Origin of the sequence: Coleofasciculus sp. G3-WIS-01, from assembly GCF_040223135.1 — a bacterium.
GTDB lineage: Bacteria > Cyanobacteriota > Cyanobacteriia > Cyanobacteriales > Coleofasciculaceae > Coleofasciculus.
In genome coordinates, this window is record NZ_JAVJZI010000181.1 from 1 (window position 1) to 23,401 (window position 23,401).

Annotated in this window: 25 protein-coding genes; 15 read left to right on the plus strand and 10 right to left on the minus strand. The window is 45.0% G+C overall.

Annotated features, from left to right (window positions below; genetic code table 11):
• Positions 1-157 precede the first annotated feature (157 nt).
• Positions 158-1,249 (minus strand): redox-regulated ATPase YchF, encoded by a 1,092-nt coding sequence (ychF, locus tag RIM23_RS17690; protein ID WP_446368478.1) that lies wholly within the window; start codon positions 1,247-1,249, stop codon positions 158-160.
• A gap of 37 nt (positions 1,250-1,286) precedes the next feature.
• Here ychF and RIM23_RS17695 point away from each other — a divergent pair, with 37 nt between their 5' ends.
• Together RIM23_RS17695 and RIM23_RS17700 are read left to right on the plus strand one after the other, a co-directional pair.
• Positions 1,287-2,639, plus strand: coding sequence for a helix-hairpin-helix domain-containing protein (locus RIM23_RS17695; protein WP_446368479.1), 1,353 nt, complete (start codon positions 1,287-1,289; stop codon positions 2,637-2,639).
• Positions 2,640-2,857: 218 nt separating this feature from the next.
• Positions 2,858-3,142, plus strand: coding sequence for a hypothetical protein (locus tag RIM23_RS17700; RefSeq protein WP_446368480.1), 285 nt, complete (start codon positions 2,858-2,860; stop codon positions 3,140-3,142).
• 539 nt (positions 3,143-3,681) lie between these two features.
• Here the strand turns inward: RIM23_RS17700 and RIM23_RS17705 are convergent.
• From RIM23_RS17705 to RIM23_RS17715, 3 genes are all read right to left on the minus strand, one after another.
• A complete protein-coding gene (locus RIM23_RS17705; RefSeq protein ID WP_446368481.1) occupies positions 3,682-4,056 on the minus strand; it encodes a transposase in 375 nt (124 codons plus the stop codon).
• A gap of 258 nt (positions 4,057-4,314) precedes the next feature.
• Positions 4,315-5,064 (minus strand): DUF4058 family protein, encoded by a 750-nt coding sequence (locus tag RIM23_RS17710; RefSeq protein WP_446368482.1) that lies wholly within the window; start codon positions 5,062-5,064, stop codon positions 4,315-4,317.
• 142 nt (positions 5,065-5,206) lie between these two features.
• On the minus strand, positions 5,207-6,715 hold the full coding sequence (locus tag RIM23_RS17715; protein WP_446368483.1) for a UbiD family decarboxylase: 1,509 nt from the start codon (positions 6,713-6,715) through the stop codon (positions 5,207-5,209).
• A gap of 72 nt (positions 6,716-6,787) precedes the next feature.
• Here RIM23_RS17715 and RIM23_RS17720 point away from each other — a divergent pair, with 72 nt between their 5' ends.
• The 4 genes from RIM23_RS17720 (at position 6,788) to RIM23_RS17735 (ending at position 10,451) form a co-directional block, all read left to right on the plus strand.
• On the plus strand, positions 6,788-8,506 hold the full coding sequence (locus RIM23_RS17720; protein ID WP_446368484.1) for an NYN domain-containing protein: 1,719 nt from the start codon (positions 6,788-6,790) through the stop codon (positions 8,504-8,506).
• A 143-nt stretch (positions 8,507-8,649) separates the two neighbouring features.
• The gene (locus RIM23_RS17725) at positions 8,650-9,300 is read left to right on the plus strand and encodes a MotA/TolQ/ExbB proton channel family protein (protein WP_446358844.1); all 651 of its coding nucleotides are present in this window, start codon (positions 8,650-8,652) and stop codon (positions 9,298-9,300) included.
• A 283-nt stretch (positions 9,301-9,583) separates the two neighbouring features.
• Positions 9,584-10,006 carry an ExbD/TolR family protein gene (locus RIM23_RS17730; protein WP_446368485.1) on the plus strand — a complete coding sequence of 141 codons (423 nt, stop codon included), beginning with the start codon at positions 9,584-9,586 and terminating at the stop codon, positions 10,004-10,006.
• A 28-nt stretch (positions 10,007-10,034) separates the two neighbouring features.
• Positions 10,035-10,451, plus strand: coding sequence for an ExbD/TolR family protein (locus RIM23_RS17735; protein ID WP_446368486.1), 417 nt, complete (start codon positions 10,035-10,037; stop codon positions 10,449-10,451).
• 12 nt (positions 10,452-10,463) lie between these two features.
• On the opposite strand, the gene RIM23_RS17740 is transcribed toward RIM23_RS17735, so the two are convergent.
• The gene (locus tag RIM23_RS17740; protein ID WP_446368487.1) at positions 10,464-11,723 is read right to left on the minus strand and encodes a hypothetical protein; all 1,260 of its coding nucleotides are present in this window, start codon (positions 11,721-11,723) and stop codon (positions 10,464-10,466) included.
• Positions 11,724-11,871: 148 nt separating this feature from the next.
• Positions 11,872-12,567: a tRNA (guanosine(37)-N1)-methyltransferase TrmD gene (trmD, locus tag RIM23_RS17745; RefSeq protein ID WP_446368488.1), complete on the minus strand. Its 696-nt coding sequence runs from the start codon at positions 12,565-12,567 to the stop codon at positions 11,872-11,874.
• 75 nt (positions 12,568-12,642) lie between these two features.
• Here trmD and RIM23_RS17750 point away from each other — a divergent pair, with 75 nt between their 5' ends.
• The 3 genes from RIM23_RS17750 to cphA all read left to right on the plus strand — a co-directional run bounded on the left by RIM23_RS17750 (position 12,643) and on the right by cphA (position 16,828).
• Complete coding sequence (locus RIM23_RS17750; protein ID WP_446358833.1) at positions 12,643-12,795, plus strand: hypothetical protein; 153 nt, start codon at positions 12,643-12,645, stop codon at positions 12,793-12,795.
• 131 nt (positions 12,796-12,926) lie between these two features.
• Complete coding sequence (locus RIM23_RS17755) at positions 12,927-13,778, plus strand: cyanophycinase (RefSeq protein ID WP_446368509.1); 852 nt, start codon at positions 12,927-12,929, stop codon at positions 13,776-13,778.
• A gap of 368 nt (positions 13,779-14,146) precedes the next feature.
• On the plus strand, positions 14,147-16,828 hold the full coding sequence (gene cphA, locus RIM23_RS17760; RefSeq protein ID WP_446368489.1) for a cyanophycin synthetase: 2,682 nt from the start codon (positions 14,147-14,149) through the stop codon (positions 16,826-16,828).
• Positions 16,829-16,915: 87 nt separating this feature from the next.
• Here the strand turns inward: cphA and RIM23_RS17765 are convergent, their stop codons facing one another.
• Positions 16,916-17,116, minus strand: coding sequence for a hypothetical protein (locus RIM23_RS17765; RefSeq protein ID WP_446368490.1), 201 nt, complete (start codon positions 17,114-17,116; stop codon positions 16,916-16,918).
• A 183-nt stretch (positions 17,117-17,299) separates the two neighbouring features.
• Here RIM23_RS17765 and RIM23_RS17770 point away from each other — a divergent pair, with 183 nt between their 5' ends.
• Positions 17,300-17,548, plus strand: coding sequence for a hypothetical protein (locus tag RIM23_RS17770; RefSeq protein ID WP_446368491.1), 249 nt, complete (start codon positions 17,300-17,302; stop codon positions 17,546-17,548).
• Between the two features lie 57 nt (positions 17,549-17,605).
• Positions 17,606-18,484 (plus strand): Rpn family recombination-promoting nuclease/putative transposase, encoded by an 879-nt coding sequence (locus RIM23_RS17775; RefSeq protein ID WP_446368492.1) that lies wholly within the window; start codon positions 17,606-17,608, stop codon positions 18,482-18,484.
• Positions 18,485-18,574: 90 nt separating this feature from the next.
• Here the strand turns inward: RIM23_RS17775 and RIM23_RS17780 are convergent, their stop codons facing one another.
• Positions 18,575-18,937: a hypothetical protein gene (locus RIM23_RS17780; RefSeq protein WP_446337707.1), complete on the minus strand. Its 363-nt coding sequence runs from the start codon at positions 18,935-18,937 to the stop codon at positions 18,575-18,577.
• Positions 18,938-19,020: 83 nt separating this feature from the next.
• On the opposite strand from RIM23_RS17780, the gene RIM23_RS17785 reads away from it, so the two are divergent.
• The 4 genes from RIM23_RS17785 to RIM23_RS17800 all read left to right on the plus strand — a co-directional run bounded on the left by RIM23_RS17785 (position 19,021) and on the right by RIM23_RS17800 (position 20,860).
• On the plus strand, positions 19,021-19,257 hold the full coding sequence (locus RIM23_RS17785; RefSeq protein WP_446368493.1) for a hypothetical protein: 237 nt from the start codon (positions 19,021-19,023) through the stop codon (positions 19,255-19,257).
• Between the two features lie 82 nt (positions 19,258-19,339).
• The gene (locus RIM23_RS17790) at positions 19,340-19,858 is read left to right on the plus strand and encodes an HNH endonuclease (protein WP_446368494.1); all 519 of its coding nucleotides are present in this window, start codon (positions 19,340-19,342) and stop codon (positions 19,856-19,858) included.
• A gap of 16 nt (positions 19,859-19,874) precedes the next feature.
• Entirely contained in the window at positions 19,875-20,264 is a 390-nt protein-coding gene (locus tag RIM23_RS17795) for an alr0857 family protein (protein WP_446368495.1), read from the plus strand.
• Between the two features lie 98 nt (positions 20,265-20,362).
• A complete protein-coding gene (locus RIM23_RS17800) occupies positions 20,363-20,860 on the plus strand; it encodes a hypothetical protein (RefSeq protein WP_446368496.1) in 498 nt (165 codons plus the stop codon).
• 72 nt (positions 20,861-20,932) lie between these two features.
• Here RIM23_RS17800 and RIM23_RS17805 read toward each other — a convergent pair whose 3' ends face one another.
• A complete protein-coding gene (locus RIM23_RS17805; protein WP_446368497.1) occupies positions 20,933-21,427 on the minus strand; it encodes a gluconokinase in 495 nt (164 codons plus the stop codon).
• 65 nt (positions 21,428-21,492) lie between these two features.
• Positions 21,493-23,262: a sensor histidine kinase gene (locus RIM23_RS17810; protein WP_446368498.1), complete on the minus strand. Its 1,770-nt coding sequence runs from the start codon at positions 23,260-23,262 to the stop codon at positions 21,493-21,495.
• Positions 23,263-23,401: the final 139 nt, after the last annotated feature.

The following is a 23,401-nucleotide window of genomic DNA, read 5'->3' on the forward strand; positions in this document are numbered from 1 at the left end:
GCCACCTGGTAATGGGCGCACGCCACCTGGTAATGGGCGCACGCCACTGGGTAAAGGGCGCACGCCACTGGGTAAAGGGCGCACGCCACTGGGTAAAGGGCGCACGCCACTGGGTAAAGGGCGCACGCCGTGCGCCCCTACGGGTTCCGCACCCGGTTTAAACATTAAACCGAAACAGCATCACATCGCCTTCTTGTACCACATACTCTTTCCCTTCCGCCCGCACTAATCCTTTGTCCTTCGCCGCATTCATTGAACCAGACGCCACTAAATCATCATAAGCAACCGTTTCCGCCCGAATAAAACCCCGCTCAAAATCAGTGTGAATCGCGCCGGCGGCTTGGGGTGCTTTCATTCCTGCTGTAATCGTCCAAGCACGGGTTTCTTTGGGTCCGGTGGTTAAAAATGTGCGTAATCCTAATAAATTGTATGTAGCGCGAATTAAGGATTTTAATCCCCCTTCTTCCACGCCTAATGACTCCAAGAAATCTCCCCGTTCATCTTCCGGTAACTCAACTAATTCTGACTCCACTTGGGCTGAAACCACCACGACTTCCGCTGTCTCAGCCGTGGCGACTTGGCGCACTTGTTCCACCCATTCATTCCCAGAGGCTAAATCATCCTCTGACACATTCGCCGCGTATATAATCGGTTTAGCACTGAGTAATTCCAACGGCTTCACCGCCTCGGCTTCGTCTTCAGTTAAACTAATATTCCGCGCCGATTTGCCTTCATTCAATCCCGCACTCAACTTTTCCAAGGCTTCCAGTTCCAACTGCGCCTCTTTACTGGTTTTCGCCTGCTTGCGGGTGCGTTCCATGCGGCGTTCCACTTGGGCTAAATCTGCTAACGCCAGTTCCAGATTAATCACGTCAATGTCGCGCACTGGATCAACGGAACCGGAAACATGGATAATATTCTCATCATCAAAGCAGCGCACAACATGGACAATGGCATCTACTTCCCGGATATTGGCTAAAAATTGGTTACCGAGTCCCTCACCTTTACTCGCCCCCTTCACCAATCCAGCAATATCGACAAACTCAATCCGAGTTGGCACAATTGCGACAGAGGTGGAAATTTTTGCCAGCACGGACAACCGTTCATCTGGTACAGCAACAACCCCGACATTCGGCTCAATCGTACAGAAGGGGAAATTCGCCGCCTCTGCTTTAGCATTGGCGACGAGGGCATTAAATAAGGTAGATTTGCCTACGTTGGGCAATCCCACAATTCCGGCTCTTAACATGTCAGGACAATTTGGAAACGATTAAGGAGTTCTAAACGTGGTTAAAATTATCGGTCGCAAACCCTTGGGTACTCAACCAGTCTATGACATTGGCGTCGAGCGCGACCATAATTTTATGCTCTTCAATGGCTCGGTGGCGTCAAATTGCTTTAACAAGTCCCACTCCACGGCTTATGGATATGTTACCTATCAAACGGCTTATCTGAAAGCCAATCATCCGGTGGAGTACATGACGGCGCTGCTGACGGCTAGTAGTGGAAATCAGGATAAGGTACAGAAGTACATCGCCACCTGTGCGACGATGAACATCGATGTCTTGCAACCGGATATTAACCGATCGCAGGTCGATTTTACCCCAGTCTCTGGCAAAATCTTATTCGGACTCTCGGCGATTCGGAATTTGGGCGAGGGGGCGATTGACAATATCCTCCAGAAACGGGAAAAAAGAGGGGACTTTCAGTCATTAGCCGATTTTTGCGATCGCGTGGATTTGCGGGTGGTGAATCGTCGCACCTTGGAATCCCTGATTTACTCCGGGGCGTTTGATAGCCTAGAACCGAATCGCAAACAACTGATTCAAGATTTAGATGTGCTGATTAGTTGGGCGCAAGATCGAGCGAAGGATCGAGAGAGTGGTCAAATCAATATTTTTGATATGTTAGGAAGCACTGATAATAACGACAGTGATGGGAATGAGGCATGGAAAGCCGCCCCAAAAACACGGATGGTTGATGATTTCTCGGCTCAAGAAAAGCTGCAGCAAGAAAAAGAATTGCTCGGCTTCTACGTCTCAGAACACCCCCTAAAATCCGCGCGTAAAGTCGCCAATCAGGTACTTATGCCGATTAACCTCAACGAGTTAGGCGAGCAAAGTAAACGCACAATGCTTAGTGCTATTGTCATGTTGACTGAGGTGAAATTTCACAATACCAAAACAAGCGGCGATCGCATGGCATTTGTGCAAATGGAAGACCTTACAGGTCAAGCCGATGGCGTGATTTTTCCTAAAACTTTTGAGCGGATTAGTTGCTTAATTGAAAAAGAGGCCCGTCTAATTGTTTGGGGCAAAGCAGATGAACGAGATGAGAAAATCCAGATGATCATCGAAGATGTCGAACCCATTGAAAAGGCACAAATGATTATCGTGGAACTGACCCCCCAGCACGTAAACAAAAAGACCATGGAACATCTGAAAGCGATTTTGCAAGAACAATCAGGGGAGAGGAAACCGCAAAAAGTGCCAGTCCTAGCCCGGGTTGGGGCGTTAAATCAGAGTCAATTTGTGCGCTTTGATCCTAAATACTGGGTACAAGATTATGAAGGTATGGTTGACAGGCTGAAGTCGGCGAGATTTCAAGCTCGAACCAAGGCGCTGATGGAGAATAAGTAGGAGATGCGATGCTATCCGCCTCCGGGTAAAGACAATCTGTAGGGGCGGGTTTAGGAACTAACCTATCAGCACATAACCGATAACGATTGTCCAAAACCCGCCCCTCCTAGCTATATTTACAATCTTTTTACAACCAAAAGTGCCGTCTTTGCCATTCCTTCATAGTTTTTCATTTAGGATGATCGACAGATAGCAAATGATTAAGTGGGACAAGCATCATGCCCGAATATCAATGGAAGCTGACGATCGTCGAACGCAACCTATTATATTCCAACTGGATAAACTTAATGCCAGAGGCACAAGAGCGAATCTTAGAGGAGGCTGAAGAATTGCTCAGGGACTTACCGCTATTAGATAAGCAACGATTACTTGCATTTTTAGCAAGTCTTAAAGATACCGAAAAACATTTGCACTATAAAATTCAGCAGATTGTTAGCCATCATATCCGAATAAATTCACAAAATATTATCGGCAGAACCTTGCTCTCTAGTAGTGCTATATAACGGATAGAATTCGGTTGACATCCACCCAAAACCCTGTAGAGACGCGCCATGGCGCGTCTCTACTGTCCCAGTTAGCGGTCGAGACTTTTTCGGCACACAGATCTACACTTGGATGTAAGGAAAGTTTCCTAACCGTCAGTAGTCGCAGAGGCAGTTCAAGATGGTACTCTCCGTCTTGCCTATCTCTGGGATTAGTTTCATTAGGGTTATCTACCGTTAACGATTATGCTGTCACCATTTTTCATACTATTCCTCTATACTTCGCTTTGGGTTTGGTTTTTTGGTGGATTTACTGCCAAAAAACCAGATAAAAAAAAGACACCCGAAGAACAGTTGGGAGAATCATTGTCTAAATACCTTTCTTCCTTGGACATTCCTAAAAAGAGTTAACCGATTAAGTTGACAAATCTCCAATACCTTTAGACAGACCCCACCCTAACCCTCCCCTTATAAAGGGAGGAATCAGGGAACTCAAACGGCTTCGGTTTAGGGGGTTAATGTCACAACAGATAGGATAAAAAACTCACTGGACTTGTTATTCACTCAAAATCAATTTCCACAAGTCGCTGTAGCAAGTCCGCCTCTTTAGTCATTGCCTGACGAATCCGGGCAATCATATACGAGGCAGTATTCTTGTTGACCCCGATTTTCTTCGCTAACTGACGCACACTGATCCGTTCCAGAGGATTGAGAACCAGATAAATTGCCATAACCCATTTTTCTAAGTCAACATGAGTTTTGTGAAATAGAGTCCCAACTGTAACGCTATATGAAGTAAAGCATTCGTTACATTGATATCGGCGTTCCTTTTTTAAGCGTCGAGAATGAGTTGATTGGCAATAGGGGCATTGGGGATACTTACCCCACCGGATTTGTTCCAGACGGGCAAGATAATTATCGTTTTTGTGGCTCATCTTTAGTTCCAAAATCTGATGAACCAAAGATGAACCATACAATTCCAATAAATAGGCGTTTTATGTCATCTAATGTTGCAGAAAAATGCCAAGGCGGATTGCCTCGGCACTGAGTTGACTCGCTCTACTATTTCTAGGATTGAAGTGGGGAACAATGATGTTTGTTGTACTAAGAAATATTAAAAAATGTCAAATTTTGACTATTTCCAGTTTCCTGTTCCCTTATCCTTATGCTCAACTTTAATGGTGTCTGACTACTTAACGTAAGGTATTTAGCCAAGCCATATCATCTTCATTCAAGGCGGGTTCTGGCAACATCGAATAGTCAACCACCAAGTCAAGGGCGGCTTCCTGATAGGCTTGTTCAAGTAAGGTAGCTAAATCGATCGCCGGTTCAACGTCTGCGGCGCTCAGGGGTAATAAAAACACGGGTATTGGCTCCCGCAAATCAAAGGGATAACGTTCTGCAGCAGGTCTTTCATCGGCTCGACTGACTAAGATTTGGTAGTCTGCTTTACATCCACCTTCCACAGGCATGGGTTCACCGCTTCTGAGCAGATCAATTTCGACCAAATGGGTTTGGCTGCTGAGCAAAGTTTGACGTTTTTTGAGATACTGCGATCGCCCTTCGCCGGATCGTTTATTCTTGGGCGATAGCACTTCAATAACCGTAATAACCTTGCGGGTAGCCACTTCGCGAATTTCCAAAAAGCGTTCGGTGACTTCTTCGAGCATGGGTATCGCCACACGCTCAGGCTGGCTCAAAACGGCGGCTGAGGTAGAGGTTGTAGTGCGATTAGGCGTTTGCTGAATCACCGTTGTATCAGGAATACCAACTAAAACAGAATCCAGGTAAACCCGCTTATCGACAGCCGCCCGATATTTGGGGTTAAGTACTGGGTTGAGGGTTCTCATTAGCCCACTAATCAACCCGTAATGGATTTCGGGCCAAATGTCCGGTCGTTCCAGGTAGGGGTTCATGCCAGGAAAATTAGGTTTACCAGTCATATCAAGTCCGGTAGCATCGGTTGTGTATATATCGTTTTAATTGTAAGTTTTGAGGGGTGTAGGGGCGGGTTTCACTACTATTGTCTCTTTTTGACCCAGATGCAACTAAACCCGCCCCGATGAATCCTGCTTATAAATTTGTTCACCGCATATCATAGCCAAACAGATTCGGATTAACCTCTCCTAATTCCAAATCATCTAAGCCATACTCGACCCAGCGCCGATCAACCATAGCCGCAACATCAGCATCTGATTCCAATGGTTCGCCCCATTCGTGTTCCGTTTCGGGAGGAATTTTAGTCGTTGCATCAATGCCCATACGTCCGCCTAAACCAATCTTTTCACTGGCAAAATCTAAGCTATCAAAGGGCGTATTGGGCAGAATAAATACATCTCGCGTCGGGTCTACTTTGGAACTAATTGCCCACACCACTTGACGCGGATCACGGATATTAATATCTTTATCCACAACAATCACAAACTTGGTGTAAGTAAATTGGGGTAAAGCACTCCAAAACGCTAAAGCTGCCCGTCTGGCTTGTCCGGGATAGGCTTTATCAATGGAAATAATCGCGGCTTTGTAACTGAGGGCTTCCATGGGGAGGAAGAAATCCACAATCTCGGATACCTGTTGTCGTAAAATTGGCGTATAAATCCGATTGAGTGCGATCGCCATCATCGCTTCTTCCTTCGGGGGACGCCCACTGAAGGTGGTAAGATAGACGGGGTTTTGGCGATGAGTCATGCAGTGGAAGTGAATCACGGGGGAATCTTCGACGCCGCCGTAATACCCCATGTGATCCCCAAAGGGTCCATCGGGTAATACTTCCCCTGGTGTGATTGTCCCTTCTAGGACAAACTCGGAGTCCGCCGGGACTTGTAAATCTAGCGTCTTGCACTTTGCCAGTTGCACCCCAGAACCGCCGTAGAGTCCAGCAAACAACCATTCGGAAAGGTCTACAGGAATCGGGGTGGCGGCTGCCATAATGATTAAGGGGTCAACCCCTAGCGCGATCGCAATTTCTAGTTTCTTGCCATTCTGCGCCGCTTTGCGTAGGTGTCTCGCCCCACCGCGTACCGATAACCAATGGACACTCATGGTATTACTTGATTGCAGTTGTAGACGGTATACACCCACATTTGGGATACCCGTTTCACAATCTTTAGTAATCACCAACCCCAAGGTAATAATTTTTCCCGCATCCCCTGGATAGGGACGAATTAGGGGCAGTTTATTTAAATCCAGGGCGTCTCCTTCAACCACCACTTGCTGACAGGCGGGGAAAAAATCTCGTCCCGGTTTGGCTTTGACGACATCAAATAAAATCTTGCCAAACTCCACCGCCTGAGAAATTTTCTTCGGCGGTTTTGGCTGTTGTAGCATTCCCAGCTTTTTCCCCAGTGTTTCCAATTCCTGGGGATGTTCCTTATGCATCGCCCAACACACCCGTTCCTCGGTTCCCATCAGGTTGATGGCGACGGGAAATGATGAACCTTTGACATTCTCAAACAGCAAGCCAGGTCCCCCCGCCTGTAGCATCCGATTGGATATCTCGGCAATTTCTAAATCCGGGTCAACCAACGCCGTAATCCGGCGCAGCTGTCCCCGTTCCTCTAAAAGCTGAATGAATGTCCGCAGATCTCTCGCCATAGTTAAGATGTGTAAAGCTTTTTCTTTCTTTTATTATGGATGCATACGCTATCCTTTGTGCGATTTCGTGATATGTCTGATCCGTCCAGCGTGCCATTGGCAACTGATACAGCAATTATTGATCAAATTTGCGATCGCGTTTACCAAATCGTCCTGGATATCCAACAGCAGCATCCGGAACTCCTCAAAGAAAAGTACAGGACTACTCCTTGGCATACCCCGCACAATCAATCTGTCTTTATCAAGAAACTAAAAGCTAGACTGACTCAAGCTGAGGACGAGGAAACCAAACTGATAAACATACGGCGTTTCCTGGAAATTTTACTCCTTCCCAGCTATTTTACACAACCCAGTTTTGGTGAATTGACTCAAACTCTACAGTCCTCAATTCCCCCAAATTCTCCATCGCCGTCGCCGGAATTGGTCAGTTCAGATAGTTCGGAAGCTGTACCTTCTCCGGCTTCAGTGACCAATAATTCCCCAGGTATTGCCATTCTTTTATTAGACGCCGAGAACCTACAACTGGATATCGAAACTGAAAAATTCCTAGCCAAACTCTGTACCTATCCGATTCAAATTAAAGTCGCCTTTGCCAATTGGCGCAGCCTCGGCAAAAAAGACGCAGAATTCCACAGTCGTGGGTATGAACTGATTCACGTTCCACCCGGTAAAGATAGTGCCGATGTGAAAATGGCAACGGTGGGATCGTCAATCTTTATCCATTATCCCAATGCTAGGGAAATATTAGTTTGCTCCTCGGATGGAGTGATGACTCATCTTTATAATACACTTCGGACTCATGGCTTTACTGTTTATTTAGTTCGCAAACAAGGGGATACAATCACCGTTTTAAATAGTGATACGAACCAAACTCAAAGACATTGCCTGAGTCCGCCACCTGAAATTCCGGGTCTGGAAGAATTTATTAATCAAATTAAAGCGATTATTAGACTTGAACAAATTCGCACCGGAAATCTGTGGGTTAAACTGTCTAATGTTTCTAATTTATTTTACAGCCAGTACCAGACAACAATAAGTTCCTTGGTTTCATGCCACTGTCCTGGTAAAACGGTTCCAGATTTTTTTCTTGATTACCCGAATGAGTTTGTCTTACACAACTTACCGGAACAGTCAGGTTTGTATGTAACGTTGTTTGAAATGAATTGTTCAGTTATCGCTCCTAATCCCAGTGCCTCGACCGAATCTCCGGATTTAAATAGTTCTTTAAATACAAAGATTCGCTCCAAGGTTGAGTTAGAACAAGAATTAGTTAAAATAGTCAAAAGACTCATGGCTAATTCGGGTCAAACCTCTGTTGCCATTTCTAATGTGGGTAGTGAATTCTCTAAACAGCATAAGCAAGGAATTACTAAGGTGCTTAAAGGTTTAAATCTCAGCGTTAAATTTATAGATTTTTTAAAGGTTTGTAATTTATTTAAGCTAGAAAAAACCGGAAAAGAGTATAAGCTTAAAATTTGTAATTCAACCAAAAAAGAAACCCAAAATAAACTTAAATCTACTCCAGAGCCGATCACTTCATTCAAAGAATTAGAGAAAGTCATAAAAAAGATAATTGAGACAAGGATTCAGGTATCTGGAGCTAAAGATATAGCCGTCAATGACGTAAAAAAAGAGTTTCAGAATCAGTACCAAATGACAGCCGATGCTTGTGTGAAAAACTTTGAACCCAAGTCGAGTCTGATTAAATTCTTACGCAACCGTCCAACTATGTTTAATATGGCTTTGATTGACCGGGATTATCGAGTCGCGATCGCAAAAGAGTTAAACTGAAGATAAATCCCATTCTCCTACCCCATCTCCAATGTCTTCAAGAAGTCGAGGATCTAGTTCCTTACCTGTTGGACAATAGGTCTGTAGCGTTATAGTATAAAAGTTACCAGGGTTAATTTTGCGAAATTAGTCTGAGATTTCCAATGACAAGAGTCTATGATTTATTAATCCAAGGCGGTTTAGTAATGCTGCCCATTCTGGGATTATCTATATTAACGATATCCTGTGGGCTAGACCGCGCTTGGTTTTGGTTTCGATTATTAAGCCAAGAAGCTACCCTGGTGAACGATGTGCTAGCGGCGGCACAGTCTAATTTAGAACAGGCTAGAGACATAGCTGAATCGGCTCAAAACTTGCCCATTGGTCGCTTTCTCTATGCACCTCTCAAGCTGAAACAGCCAACACCAGAAACCTTTCGTTTAGCAATGGAAGCCGCTGGTGATAAAGAACTCATCAAAATGCGAAAAGGTGAAAAACTTCTGGAAACTATTGTAGCTGTTGCTCCTTTACTTGGTCTATTAGGAACAGTTACGGGTTTAATTAGTACATTCAATAACCTGAGAATTGGTGGGGGTGGAACAACAGTTGAGGCGACAAAAGTAGCTGGAGGTATCGGTGAAGCGCTAATTACCACAGCAGCGGGTATGATTGTAGCAATTATTGCGCTTTTAGTTCTCCGAACTATCGTCACTTTACACTCTCAGCAAATGGATTACTTTGCGGAAGTTGGAAGTGAGTTAGAACTTATTTATCGCCAGGTTTGGTACGAACCAACCCTCGCCAACCGTTCATAATTGCGCTTGTAGTAAGGGATGCGAGCCCTAGATTCCGTTGGGTTTCCTTGCGTCAACCCAACCTACAACCTATTCCACAATTTTAGTTCTCGTAGGTTGGGTAGAGCGCAAGCGAAACCCAACAGGCTAACGATGGTGTTGGGTTTCGTTCCTCAACCCAACCTACAAAGGTGACTGAAATGATGAAATAGATTTTACCTTGCTTTGGGTGCAAGCTTTTCCCCAGCTTGGGAGAAGCGTTTAAGTAATTTTTGAACGATACTTTTCAAAAAATATAGGATTCATGCACTTTAGAAACAAGTCAAAAAACTCACCAATCCCCGAAGTTAATTTGATTCCTTTAATGGATGTGATGATGTCAGTGCTAACATTTTTTATTATCACATCAATGAGCTATACAGGTCAACGCTTAGGGGACATTAATTTACCAGGTTTACCTGGTGCTGGAACTGCTAGTGGCGAGTCAAATACTCAAAACACTCTAGTCATTGGCTTGAATCGCCAAGGTGAGATTTTACTGGATAATCAAGTTATTACTATTAATCAGGTGTCTGAAAGAATTCAGTCATACCTAGAACAAAATCAAAATGCTATAGTCGTTTTAAAAGCAGACCGAGATTTATCCTATGAAGATGTCCAAAAGCTGTTAAAAGAAATGACAATAATTGGTGGCGATCGCGTTTCCCTAGCAATTGAGCGTCGTTAATATTAATAACCTGTATAAATATTAAACCATGCGTTTTAGAACCCAGCGAACTCAATCATCTATACCGTCCATTCAGTTAATCCCTATGCTCAATGTGATCATGGGAGTTCTCGCTTTTTTCGTGATGACTTCCATGCTGTTAACCACTCAAGAAGGCGTCAATGTTCAACTCCCTAATAATGAAAATACTCCAACTCAGCCGCAGGAAAATCCCGCTCCTTTAATTGTACAATTGAAGTCCCCAGGACAACTGGTCATCAGTAATCAATCGGTCAGCCAAAAGCAATTGTTTGAGCAAATGCAAACCTATTTATCTCAAAATCCTCAAGGGGCTGTCTTCTTACAAGCCGACAGTCAATTGCCCTACGAGCAAGTGATTCAGCTATTAGCTCAAATGCGGAATGTGGGAGGCGATCGCGTTTCTTTGGCTATTGAGAGTAATTGAGTATCTTGTTTTCTACTGGCGAGGATCGTCTCTAGCTAAAATAATCACTGTGATCAAATTTTCTTTTTCATCTTTTGCAGGTGTCAAAATCAGATAACGTTCAAATCTATCCTTCTTTATTTTGTAAAGAGTTCCTCCGCCATACTCGCCATCTCCCGTTGGCGATAACGGCTCAAATTCTAAACTTTGCAGTTGTTCATTCAAGGTATTAGCAAGTTCTTGGGGGGATATCGGATGATCTGCTGTTGTTTTTCGTGCTATTGTGAAATCAAAATTTGCCCTTTTAAACTTATCGGCTTCAACAAGAGTATCCAAGTCATCTTCTACGTTAAAATCTTTTAATTTATATTGTTCTTTTAGAATTTCAATAGCACTGCTTAAAGATGCCATAACTAAAAATTCAGCTCTATCCTCTGTTTTATTTTGGACTAATTCTTTTAGATCATAACTTTCGGATTCTAGATAAATAGAAGTCTTACTGTCTTTGTGAATGAAATGCAAATACTTAGTTTCATTGCCTTTCGTATTTGACACTTCATAAACCCTAAAATTACCCTCATTTTTTATAAGTTTGGGTTGCTGAAAGTTTTGATTAGGCAATAGTTCCTTCTCAAACTTAGACGCTACTGTTTCCAAGTCCTCTTCTATATGCCATATATAATTGGCTTCATCAAACTCTGGTCTAAGTACACCACCAGAGCCTTTCTCTGCCCCTGGATAACGAGGAAATATTGCGAAAAAATTAACCTCTTTTTGGGCGGGTTGGGGTGGGGTAGAGTTTTGATCAGACTCGTCTAATCTATCTGAAGTTTTGTTCTGATCTGTCTGAACAACATTTGATGTTTCAGAAGTTTGCTGCTTTTCTGTCTGAGACACTTTAGAACTAACAGACGGTTGGTTAATTGGCTGATTAGAAGACGGATTTGCTGGAGACTCCGGACGATTGATAATGATTTGAGAATTAGTCTGACGCCTCTGAGGAGTTTGGGAAAGAGTGACTGGACTCCTTTGAGGAGTAACTTTAGAAGTCGATTTCGGGGAGGGAGAGGATTTAGGAATGGAAGGAGAAGGTAATTTGGTAATTTTAACCGTTTCCTCTTTTTCAGGGTTCTCAGATTTTTTCAGATCATCGGAAATTGGTAGCATTAGCACAATACCGTGCAACACCAAGGAAATCAGCAACATGGGTCGCAACACTATCTGTGCAGGAGTTGATAAGTTTTTCAGCAACTCAGACGATTTCATAAAAGAAAGCACAGTTAAAAGCAGCAAGGATTTAATTCCAATCGAGTTTCATTGTGACACATCCGAAAGTAGAGACGCGGCAAAAAACTCGTCTGTCAATAATTGGGTTGGTAGGGGCGGGTTTTACTATTATCTAGTGCAAGAAACTTCCCAGGTAAGTAAACCCGCCCTTTTCCTAAGTGTCAGTTTGCTTAACCCATTTGTGGTACAAATCAGGGCGACGTTCCCGGGTTCTGTGAATCTGTTGGTCTTTGCGCCACTGGTCAATTACCTGATGATTGCCCGATAATAAAATCTCTGGGACTTGCCAACCGCGAAATTCAGCAGGGCGTGTCCACTGAGGATAATCCAATAATCCGGCTTCAAAACTTTCTGATTTGAGGGATTCCACCTTCCCCACGGTTCCGGGGCGTAATCTCACCACCCCATTAATCAGGGCGAGTGCAGGAATTTCACCGCAGGTTAAGACAAAATCCCCTAAGGACACCTCTTTGGTTACTAAATGTAAAACTCGCTCATCGACACCCTCATAATGCCCACAGATGATCACAATCTGGTCATAACCTGTCGCCAACTCCACCAACAGTGGCTGATTCAGCGGTTGTCCCTGGGGCGTCATCAGAATTACCTCTCGCCGAGGTAATATGGGCAACGACTCCACAGCCGCAAAAATCGGTTCGGGTTTCATTAACATCCCCACGCCACCCCCATAAGGTTCATCGTCAACCCGTCGGTGTTTATCAGTGGCAAAATCACGAGGATTGATCAGGTGCACCTGGGCGATTTGTTTGGTCAATGCCTTACCCAGCAGTCCTGACGCTAGGGGAGAGGTAAAGAAATCCGGAAACAGTGTTACAACATCAAAGCGCACAAGGATTGGGTCGTTCTTAAGACAAAAAGGGTCAATCTTATATCATAGTATAAGTAATTATTGGTATAATTTGCCATGATGACTGGGAAACGCCAGATTTCCTCCCCACGGCTGAGTGCCGTGAGTAAGCGTTCTTCCGTGGCTAAACAATTAACGATTTCCATCGAGTCACCGCATTTAGGCGGCTGTAGAGTGCATCTGATGAAAGCCAAGCGCGATGGTGTTTAGTTGTGGTGAAGCTTACCAAAAACAACCTAAATCAGTAGTTGAGCTAGAGTCAAAATCATAATAAAGTAGACAGTCCTAGCCCTAGCGCGATACTCAAATATTGAACTCACCTTATGCTCGAACTCGACAGTATGCTGCAGTTAGACTCTCAATTCCAAGTGACGAAAATGCCTCAATCGACAAAAACCGCAATCATTGTTATTGGTGGTGCGGAAGACAAAGTTCATGGACGGGAGATCCTGCAAACCTTTTTTCGTCGATCGGGTTCAGGTGAGGCGAGAATTGCGATTATTCCATCCGCGTCGCGAGAACCAGCACTGATTGGCGAGCGCTATCAGCGGATCTTTGAGGATATGGGGGCAAAGGAAATTAAAGTCCTTGATGTGCGCGATCGCGCTCAAGGTTCGGATGCTGAGCTACAAGAGTATGTGGAAACCTGTACGGGTGTATTCATGACCGGTGGGGATCAACTGCGCTTGTGCGGTTTGCTCTCGGATACCCCTTTAATGGAAAAAATCCGTCAACGGGTACATTTAGGGGAGATTACCTTAGCGGGAACCAGTGCAGGTGCGGCTGTAATGGGTCATCACATGATCGCAGGCGGTGGGAGTGGTGAGTCCCCGAATCGCTCCTTAGTCGATATGGCAACGGGTTTAGGGATTATTCCTGAAGTGATCGTCGATCAGCATTTTCTGAATCGAAATCGCATCGCCCGCTTGATGAGTGCGATCGCCATGCACCCGGATCGCTTAGGGATTGGGATCGATGAAGATACTTGTATTATCTTCGAGCGAGATGGTTGGTTACAGGTCATGGGCAAAGGTACGGTGACGATTATTGATCCCACAGAAGTGTCTCACACCAATCAGGTGGATATTGACAGCACCGAACCCATTAGTCTGCATAACCTCCGGGTGCATATTTTTTGTCATGGCGATCGCTATCATGTCTATAAACGGGCATTAATGCCAGCCAATCCCTAAGACTCAATCCAACGGCTCCCAAGCAGGCTGAAATCGCCAATCGTCCCAGCAAAATGTTCATCATGAACAGTTTGATCCCTTTGAACAGTCGGAAACTAGATAAGGTTTCCCATCCACTCAAAGCGGGTAAATCCCGTCTGGGCAAGAGTAAACGATTCCCCCCCTACTACGTGGAGGACTTCTGAGAACCGCGAAAAATGTTGACGAGAAAATGTAAGTAGCGATACTTGGACGCCTACGCGGTAATAGGCGAGATTCAGCGTAGGAGAATGTCACGTAATGTTAAAGAAATTCCTAAAATAGATTTTGCACAATCCCTAATTTGTGCCTCCTTGCCGACATTGTGAACCATCCCCGATTTCATCACTATGAGAATTCTAAAAATCCAGACGTTACGCGGTCCCAATTACTGGAGCATTCGACGCCACAAACTCATTGTCATGCGTCTTGATTTGGAGGAACTCATTGATAAACCCTCCAATGTACTTCCGGGATTCTACAAGGGACTGGTGCAGGTGCTACCGAGCCTGGAGGGGCATTTCTGTTCTCCAGGTGTCCGAGGTGGGTTCTTAAGTCGGGTCAGGGAAGGCACGATGATGGGGCATATTATCGAACATCTGGCGCTCGAACTTCAGGAATTAGCGGGAATGCGCGTCGGGTTTGGTCGGACGCGGGAAACCGGGACAGCCGGAATTTATCAAGTCGTCTTTGAGTACATTGATGAACAGGCCGGTCGCTATGCAGCCAGAGCAGCCGTGCGCTTGTGTCAAAGTATTATCGATACCGGAACATATCCCCAAGGTGAGTTAGAGCAAGACATAAAAGACCTCACCGAACTCGCTCGCGATGCGGCATTAGGACCGAGTACAGAAGCCCTGGTCAAAGAAGCCGACGCCAGAGGCATCCCCTGGCTTGCCTTAAGTGCCAGAGCCATGATTCAGCTTGGCTACGGGGTGCATCAGAAGCGAATTCAAGCCACCTTGAGTGATTACTCCGGAATTTTAGGGGTGGAATTAGCCTGTGATAAAGAAGGGACGAAGAAGATTTTGTTCGATGCGGGTGTTCCAGTTCCCCGAGGCACAACGGTGTGTTATTTAGACGAATTAGAGGGCGCGATAGAAGAGTTGGGGGGCTATCCGATTGTGATTAAACCCCTAGATGGTAATCATGGGCGTGGGATTACGATTGACATTCGCACCTGGGATGAAGCGGAAAAAGCCTATGACCGCGCCAAGGATATCTCCCGTGCGGTGATTGTCGAGCGCTATTATCCCGGCTTTGACCACCGCGTCTTGGTGATTAACGGGAAAGTTGAAGCCGTCGCCCTGCGGATTCCAGCACGGGTAATTGGGGATGGTAAGTCTACGGTTGAAGAACTGATTGAACAGACGAACCGCGATCCCAATCGGGGAGATGGACATGATAACGTCCTGACGAAAATTGTCGTCGATCATACGAGTTTGAGTGTACTAGAACGTCAGGGTTACAGTTTAGATACAGTCCTCAAAGAAGATGAGGTTTGTTACTTACGGGCAACGGCTAATCTGAGTACGGGGGGTATTGCCATAGACCGCACCGACGATATCCACCCCGAAAACGTTTGGTTAGCTGAGCGTGTGGCTAAAATTATTGGTCTGGATATTGCCGGGATTGATATTGTTACGCCCGATATTGCCAAACCCCTACGGGACATTGACGGCGTGGTTGTGGAAGTGAATGCGGCACCGGGATTCCGAATGCATGTTTGTCCCTCTCAAGGCTTACCGCGCAATGTCGCCGCCCCGGTGATGGATATGCTGTTTCCGCCGGGACAACAGAGTCGCGTTCCCATTCTGGCGGTTACAGGGACGAATGGTAAAACCACAACCACTCGCTTGCTTGCCCATATCTATAAGCAAACAGGTCATGTTGTGGGGTATACCACCACCGATGGGATCTACATTGGCGATCATCTGGTGGAAAAAGGAGACACCACCGGACCCCAAAGCGCTCAAGTGATTCTCAAAGATCCGACGGTTGAGGTGGCGGTATTGGAAACTGCACGAGGCGGGATTCTGCGATCGGGTTTAGCCTTTGATGCTTGTGATGTGGGCGTTGTGTTAAATGTCTCGGCGGATCATTTGGGAATTGGCGACATTGATACCCTCGACCAGATGGGGCATCTCAAGAGTGTGGTGGCTGAATCCGTGAGTCCATCTGGCTATGCCGTTCTAAATGCCGAAGATCCCCTGGTTACAGCCATGGCACAGCGCGTCAAAGGGCATCTGGCATTTTTCTCCATGAATCCCGACAATGAGGTGGTACAAGCTCACACCAGGCAAGGGGGTTTGGCGGCTGTGTATGAAAATGGCTACCTGTCATTAATCCGAGGTGAATGGACGCTGCGGATTGAGAAGGCGGAAAATATGCCTGTAACGATGAAAGGAATGGCACCGTTTCAAATTGCTAATGCTTTAGCCGCTAGTCTAGCCGCCTTTGCTCAAGGTGTTCCTATTGAGGCAATTCGTGACGCTTTAACCACATTCCGGGCGTCTGTGGCTCAGACACCGGGACGGATGAATTTATTTAACCTGGGTGATTATCATGCCTTGGTGGATTATGCCCATAATGCCGCTAGTTATGAAGCTGTGGGCGGCTTTGTCCGCAATTGGTCTGGGGAACGGGTTGGCGTCGTCGGTGGACCTGGCGATCGCCGGGATGAGGATTTCATTAACTTAGGACGACTCTCAGCACAAATTTTCGACCGGATCATTATTAAAGAAGATGCGGATCGACGGGGACGTCCCAGTGGTGACGCGGCGGAGTTGATTCGCAAGGGAATTTTGGCGCAAAATCCGGATAGCAATTATGAAATTATTCTTGATGAAACCGAGGCGATTAACACCGCGTTAGACGGAGTGGCGTCCGGTGGTTTGGTGGTGATTTTCCCGGAAAAGGTGAGTGGTACGATTCGCTTGATTGAGGAACGACGCCCTCTCCCAGAGAATGGGTATCAATCCATGGGTGATTCTCAAGTGGATTTAGAGCCATCGGTGGCGAACCCGATTTAAGGGGGTTGGGCAAGGAAGAAACAGATGCGATCGCGGATTACCCTTGCCCAGTTTTTGCGATCGCATCAGCACAAAAATACCCCAAGGTCAATCCCGTCTTAAATCTCCCCGATCATCACTGGGATCATTGAGCATTTGCGGTGCTACGGCTGGATTGTTTACAGTTTCCTGGGCGTCGCGATCGGCAATATAACCGGGTTTCATCGCTAAATCCTTTGGGTCAACGGTTGGAGTTTGCTCTTGTGCATTTTCCTGTTCCGGTGATGTGTTGTTTTGGTCTGAACTCATTACCACTACAGCCTAATCGTTTCAACAGCTCCACCTTAACCCCCTTCATCGGGAAAGCTGTACTATCCCAAGGCAGAAATTCTACCTTCTTGCCCTAGAAATGATTAACCTATTAAGTTATGTAAACACGCCTCAAACTCTTACAAATGACGAAAGACGATCTCCACCTTTAACCGGAAGATTTTGCGTCTTGAGTTGAGGGGATATTTTATAGAGGAGGAGGGGACGGATACGGATAAATCTGTTCCACCGACAGCAACGGAGTCGGCAATTGGGGAAATGTCCGAGGGGAATGGGGGAGTTGAAGCGATTGTGGGCGAGACGGTGACGTTACCGGAAGCGGTGGAGGAAGTTGAAAGTGTTGGGGGTGAGGATGCGAAGGGGGACTTTTATTTACTGTACTTTATTACAGCGCAAAGCGCTGTATCTTGAATCATTAGGGCTAAATCTGTCACAATATACTAAGTAAACGTTCCCATCAATGCCGTTATGCGCCAAACACACATCAGATTTGATTGGGCGATTAAAAAATTACTGAGAAACAAAGCTAATTATGGTGTTTTGGCAGGTTTCTTGAGTGAGTTATTGGGGAAACCAATCAAGATCCAATCAATACTCGAAGGTGAAAGCAATCAACAAGCGGAGGATGACAAGCTAAATCGAGTCGATATTCTGGCTGAAAATGACCAGGGGGAATTGATTCTCATTGAAGTGCAAAACAATACAGAGCAAGATTATTTCCATCGGATGCTCTATGGCACTGCGAGATTAATTACTGACTTCCTGGAAAAAGGGGAGCCTTATGGGAAGGTCAAAAAAGTTTATTCAGTGAATGTCGTCTACTTTTCTCTGGGACAGGGGGATGATTATATTTACAAAGGAAAATTAGATTTTTGTGGTCTTCACTTAGAAGACAGGTTGGGTCTATCAATAAACCAGCAGAAGCTGTTTAAGATTCAAGACGTCTATGAGATTTTTCCCGAATATTATGTGATTAAAGTCAACAATTTTAACGACATAGCAAAAACAACCTTAGACGAATGGATATATTTCTTGAAAAAGAGCCAAATCAAAGAGGAATTTACAGCCCAAGGTTTAGCGGAAGCGAAGGAAAATTTACTCGTCGATAGCTTGAGCGAAGAAGAAAGAGCGAACTACCTGAGATTTATGGAGAATCAGCGTTATGAAATCAGCCTGATAGAAGGTTCGCGTTCAGAGGGAAGATTAGAGGGAATTGAGGAGGGTATAGAGCAAGGCAAACAGCAAGCAAAGATTAACATAGCCAGAATCTTAAAACAAAAAGGGACTGATATTGACACAATCACAGAAGCAACAGGACTTACTAGAGAAGAGATTGAGAAACTGTAGCGCTTCTGTTTAAGAGAATAAAAGGAAACCTCTTGTAGGGACACGACATGTCGTGTCCCTACAGATAGCGCATTTTGAATAGGTGGATGCCTAACGCGCCGCTTTAGCTCTAGATGTCTCCTGCGGCATACTCTCCAGACTGAGGGGTACCATATCGCCGTTAAACGTCAGTCCTAATAACATGGGTTCCTGGGGTTGAATAAATTTGCCCGTGAGTACACACCGCTCTTCTTGCTGCGCGGTAGCCGGAATGCTGACTCTGATATCCGATTCGCAAAAGTTGGGTCGATAATCCCCCGATTTATGCTGGACATAATTCCAGAGGATATCTCGAATCAGGGCTTGATAGCCTTGGTTGCCAGAAAGATCTTTGAGCTTCTCCTTTAACTCCCTCTCCAAGCGGATGCTGGTTACTTCCATGTCAGTGGTTGAAGTCCTAGGAATGGCACGTATCATGTTTTTTTCCTCAACTATGTGGACAGGTTCGTAATACAAGTGTAGTATTTAAAAAGCCGTATTGAAACAAATTACCTTCTGTGAGCCTTCATCTATCCATCTCCACCACTTGCCCTGATACCAGTCGCCTCGGCGATTGGCGCTCAGCAGGTTTGTCGGTGGAGTTTTTTATTGGGGATGGATATCCCTCGATAGAACCAGGTACAGCCAAAATCGGCAACCTATTTAATTTTGACGCCGAGCATTTAACAACCATCAATCCAAAACCGGATCACAAAAGCGGGAGGTACAGGCGCATCCAAGCCGTACCGATATAGGACAAGAAAACCATAACGTTTTTCCAATCCCCCGCTCTGACTCAAACAGCAGCGGGGTTTCTTATCCCAAGGAGTAAAAAGCGTGACGAGTGTAACTGAAAGATTAAGGCGCTCAGTGGTGGTGTTCTCTAAGAACTACCTACCCCTGAGTCGAGTCAACATGAAGCGGGCGGTGACGCTCCTGGTTACTGGGAAAGCCGAACCGCTAGATTGGTGTAATGGTCAAGGATATCCAGTGCATTCACCCAGCTTAGTCCTGCTTGTCCCTGAACAGATTCGCTTGACCAAAGCTAATTGCGATCGCGTCTGGAAAGTCCCCCCTGTGAATCGCCGGGAAGTCTTGCGCCGGGACAAGCATCGTTGCCAATACTGTGGTAGCCCCAAACGGCTCACCCTCGACCACGTTATCCCCCGTTCTAAGGGCGGAAACCATCGTTGGGACAATGTAGTTACTGCCTGCGAACAGTGCAATAGTCGAAAAGGCGATCGCGCACCTGAGCAAGCGGGAATGACTTTACTCACCCAGCCTAAAGCGCCCATGCATCCCACTGTGGCTTTTGCCGAACAGTTCTGGCGCGAACAGCACGTACACCTGGAATAATAGGAGAATACAGGTCATGCTGAAACTTACTTATACTGAAAATGGCTTTTACCTAGAGCGTCTATCGGGTTCTCTAGAGGAATGGGTGACTTCCCGAGTCATGTTGGCGCTGCGAGCCGCATCCAGCCTCTGGGTTGGATCTAGCACTGCTTCGTTTTTACTGCCTGCCGATATGCCTCAGTTGGCTGACTTAGAAAAGGCGGTTCGGCAACAAACAATCGATGACATTTCCCTATCGATTTGTGATGCTGACTATATCGAAGTCACCCTCAAAGGCAACTGGATGACATCCAATCCTAATGGTGAAGAGGGTGTGTTTGTAGTCAAGTTGAGTGATCGCACCGAGTTTTTTCTCTCTAAGCTGTGGCAGGATTCTCAAACTTATGCCTCTGTTACTAATGAATAAGCCAGGGCGCACTACCAACAGTGCGCCTTTTTTGTATTTTTGTATGAGTCTTTTTTGGGCTAAAGTGATGCTGATAGCCTTGCTAAAGAAATAGAACCGTGAATACCAAACTACTACTCCCATTCTTGATCACCACCTTGCTGGTAAGTGACTCTTTAGTACCGGAAATCGGGCATGCTGAACCCCCGATTCAAGTCGCCCAATCCATTGGGAAACCCTTTTCCTCAGCCCCAGGTAATTTCACTGTCTTAATACCCGGTACACCTCACCAAGAACATGACACAATCACCACTGAAAAAGAAAAATCTTTGCCAAATTCCGTCCGACTGGCGGGAGGTGTTACTGGAACAGTTAGTCCCCCTCGATCTATCCTCAATGCCCAATTGCGACAAGCTGTCTGTACCCAAAACTGGTCACAAGCGATTAATGTTGTCAATCGGATGATTGGTCAGACGATTGGTCAGACTGACTCACAAGAGGTTCGGCAACAGTTACTTGATTATAAACAAAAATTGCAAGGATTTGCTAGTTCCGATTCAGTGGTTCCCGCTAGTGAGTTACCCGATTGTTCGCCGGGAAATGGGGAAGGTAATTAGGGGTTGCTGAATAAGTTTTGTGGTGAGGCGAGGGAGCAGGGAACAGAATCAACAATCAACGATGAGCAAAATTTAGTCCAGGTTCAACTTATTGATCACGCTTTGAACAATTGCCTCTGGAGATTGGGAAGCGTCAATGTAGATTGCTTCAGAGGGAGTCGGTTCTTCCAATGTTTCAAATTGACTTTGCCGCAGGCTTTCATGCATAAAGTGGTTTTGGCGATGTTTGAGCCGTTTATAAATGAGTTTAAAGCTACCTTGCAGGTAAATAAACTGGACTCGTGCATCTTGAATACCTAAAATTTGACGATAACTTGACTTGAGCGCCGAACAAGCTAATACTGTATTTTCATCTGCCATTAGCCACTGATCCATTGCCACTCGCATCGCCTCTAACCAGGGTTGTCTGTCTTGATCGTTTAGGGGTATGGCTTGTTTCATTTTATCTTTTGCGGCTTGAGTATGAAAATCATCAGCATCCCGAAATTGCCATCCCAAGCGTTGAGCTAAAGTTTGACCCACCCTAGATTTGCCAGAGCCAGAAACTCCCATCACAATTATAATCATTTCTCAGTTCAAAGTCTAAGTAAAAAGGAGAGTTATTGTGATCGCATACTGTATAATTCACGGATTTATCCAGGTTTTATCGGTAAGCTGACGACAAACTCTGAACCCTGACCTAATTCTGAAATCACCTCTATTTTTCCCTGATGTTTCTGAATAATCTGATAGGAGATAGCTAGACCCATTCCCGTTCCTTGTCCCACCGGCTTGGTTGTAAAAAATGGATCGAATATTTTAGGTTTAATTTCTGGAGGAATCCCAGAACCTGTATCCCGGATTTTGATTTCAACTTGATTAGGAGCAACGTGCTGGGTTTGAATAATAATCTGCAGTTTGCTCAATCCTGGCTCGCTGCTTAGTTGATCAATAGCATTGTTTATAATATTCATAAAAACTTGATTGAGCTGAGCCGGATAGCATTCAATTAAAGGAATCTGCCCATAGTGTTTAATCACTTCCATACCCCGACTTAGGCGAGAATTTAAAATTAAAATTGTATTCTCAATGCCTTCATGAATATCGACTTGTTTCATGTCTGCTTCATCTAGGCGAGAGAAATTTCGTAAGGATAAAATAATTTGGCGGATGCGTTCAGTTCCCACTTGCATGGAATTCATGATTTTGGGAAAATCTTCACAAATAAACTGCCAATCAATTTGATCAAGTTTAGTTTGAATCTCTGCCGAAGGATGGGGATAATGCTGCTGATATAGATGCAACAGTTCTAGAAGATCATGAGTATAGTCTTGGGCATAGGTCAGATTACCATGAATAAAATTCACCGGATTATTAATTTCATGGGCAAGTCCAGCTACCATCCGTCCCAAGCTAGACATTTTTTCACTTTGAATCAGTTGCGCTTGGGCTTGCTGTAAGTCGTGAATTTGGGTAGCGACTCGTTGAATCAGATGATTTAGAGATGTGGCTAACACTCCGATTTCATCCTCAGTTGTCACCGAGGCTTGCAGGTCAAAATTGCCGTCGTGAGTGGCTTGTTCGGCAATGCGGGTTACTGCTTGAATCGGACGTGCGATCGCGCGACTGGTATAGATGGCTAAAACAGCCGCAATTCCTATCGATAGCATCATACTTCCAGCAATGATGCTAGCCCGTAATATCTTAGCGTCCTTAAATTTAGCCTTTGCCTGCTGTTGTTGAATTTCAGTTAAGCGAACCAGCTTGTCTAAACTTGCTGAAATTGTTTCAAATTGGGGAATCAGTTCGCTTTTAAAGGTTGTTACCAAAAAAGGTTGAATCCCTTGCATTTGGCTGGGATTAAGCATTTCATAATTAAGTCTTGCTAAAATAGAGCTAACGACCTGATGATAGGTGTCTAAACCCCGATCACAATAATTCAATAGTTCTTTTGAGGAGTTCCTATAATCCCTTGGTAATTGACGATGATTTTTTAAATGAAATTGTAATTGTGCGAGTTGATTATCGGTTTTTATTAAAGCTTCATTTAATCCCCTAAGATTATCAGCTTCTACTAGCTGATTTTCTGATAAATAAGCTAGTCGTTCTTGGTACAATTGAATAGTGAAAAAAGATTTTTCTAAACTTCTCAACATACCCAGTCGTTCCTGGGTAATTTCTAACGACTCTCTGGCGCGATCATCATAATGTTCTCCCACGATTAATCCCGTCGCCGTTCCTAAAACAGCAATACTTACCGCTAAAAAATAGCCAGAACCAATTTTTTGATGAATACTCCAACGACGGCTGATACGATTGATCCAGAGTCCAGGATTAGCAAACAGACGGAAGCGACGCGCTGGCGCGGAAGGAGTCGCCATACCTGGATGATGAGAAATAATACCCGATTCTGAGTGATGCATAAAACAAACATAATACCGTCATTGTTCTACTCTAGACAAAACACCCTTTGCCCATCTAAATTAGAATTTTCAGATGTCAATCCTGTGAATTTGATGTTTCAGTCATAACACAATTTGGGATTGTAAATATTCTCCCCAT

Coding starts and splice junctions, on each gene's coding strand:
- ychF (WP_446368478.1), bottom strand. CDS start 1,249: ATGTTAAGAGCCGGAATTGTGGGATTGCCCAACGTAGGCAAATCTACC.
- RIM23_RS17700 (WP_446368480.1), top strand. CDS start 2,858: ATGCCCGAATATCAATGGAAGCTGACGATCGTCGAACGCAACCTATTA.
- RIM23_RS17705 (WP_446368481.1), bottom strand. CDS start 4,056: ATGAGCCACAAAAACGATAATTATCTTGCCCGTCTGGAACAAATCCGG.
- RIM23_RS17710 (WP_446368482.1), bottom strand. CDS start 5,064: ATGACTGGTAAACCTAATTTTCCTGGCATGAACCCCTACCTGGAACGA.
- RIM23_RS17715 (WP_446368483.1), bottom strand. CDS start 6,715: ATGGCGAGAGATCTGCGGACATTCATTCAGCTTTTAGAGGAACGGGGA.
- RIM23_RS17720 (WP_446368484.1), top strand. CDS start 6,788: ATGTCTGATCCGTCCAGCGTGCCATTGGCAACTGATACAGCAATTATT.
- RIM23_RS17725 (WP_446358844.1), top strand. CDS start 8,650: ATGACAAGAGTCTATGATTTATTAATCCAAGGCGGTTTAGTAATGCTG.
- RIM23_RS17730 (WP_446368485.1), top strand. CDS start 9,584: ATGCACTTTAGAAACAAGTCAAAAAACTCACCAATCCCCGAAGTTAAT.
- RIM23_RS17735 (WP_446368486.1), top strand. CDS start 10,035: ATGCGTTTTAGAACCCAGCGAACTCAATCATCTATACCGTCCATTCAG.
- RIM23_RS17750 (WP_446358833.1), top strand. CDS start 12,643: ATGATGACTGGGAAACGCCAGATTTCCTCCCCACGGCTGAGTGCCGTG.
- RIM23_RS17755 (WP_446368509.1), top strand. CDS start 12,927: ATGCTGCAGTTAGACTCTCAATTCCAAGTGACGAAAATGCCTCAATCG.
- cphA (WP_446368489.1), top strand. CDS start 14,147: ATGAGAATTCTAAAAATCCAGACGTTACGCGGTCCCAATTACTGGAGC.
- RIM23_RS17765 (WP_446368490.1), bottom strand. CDS start 17,116: ATGAGTTCAGACCAAAACAACACATCACCGGAACAGGAAAATGCACAA.
- RIM23_RS17775 (WP_446368492.1), top strand. CDS start 17,606: ATGCGCCAAACACACATCAGATTTGATTGGGCGATTAAAAAATTACTG.
- RIM23_RS17795 (WP_446368495.1), top strand. CDS start 19,875: ATGCTGAAACTTACTTATACTGAAAATGGCTTTTACCTAGAGCGTCTA.
- RIM23_RS17805 (WP_446368497.1), bottom strand. CDS start 21,427: ATGATTATAATTGTGATGGGAGTTTCTGGCTCTGGCAAATCTAGGGTG.
- RIM23_RS17810 (WP_446368498.1), bottom strand. CDS start 23,262: ATGCATCACTCAGAATCGGGTATTATTTCTCATCATCCAGGTATGGCG.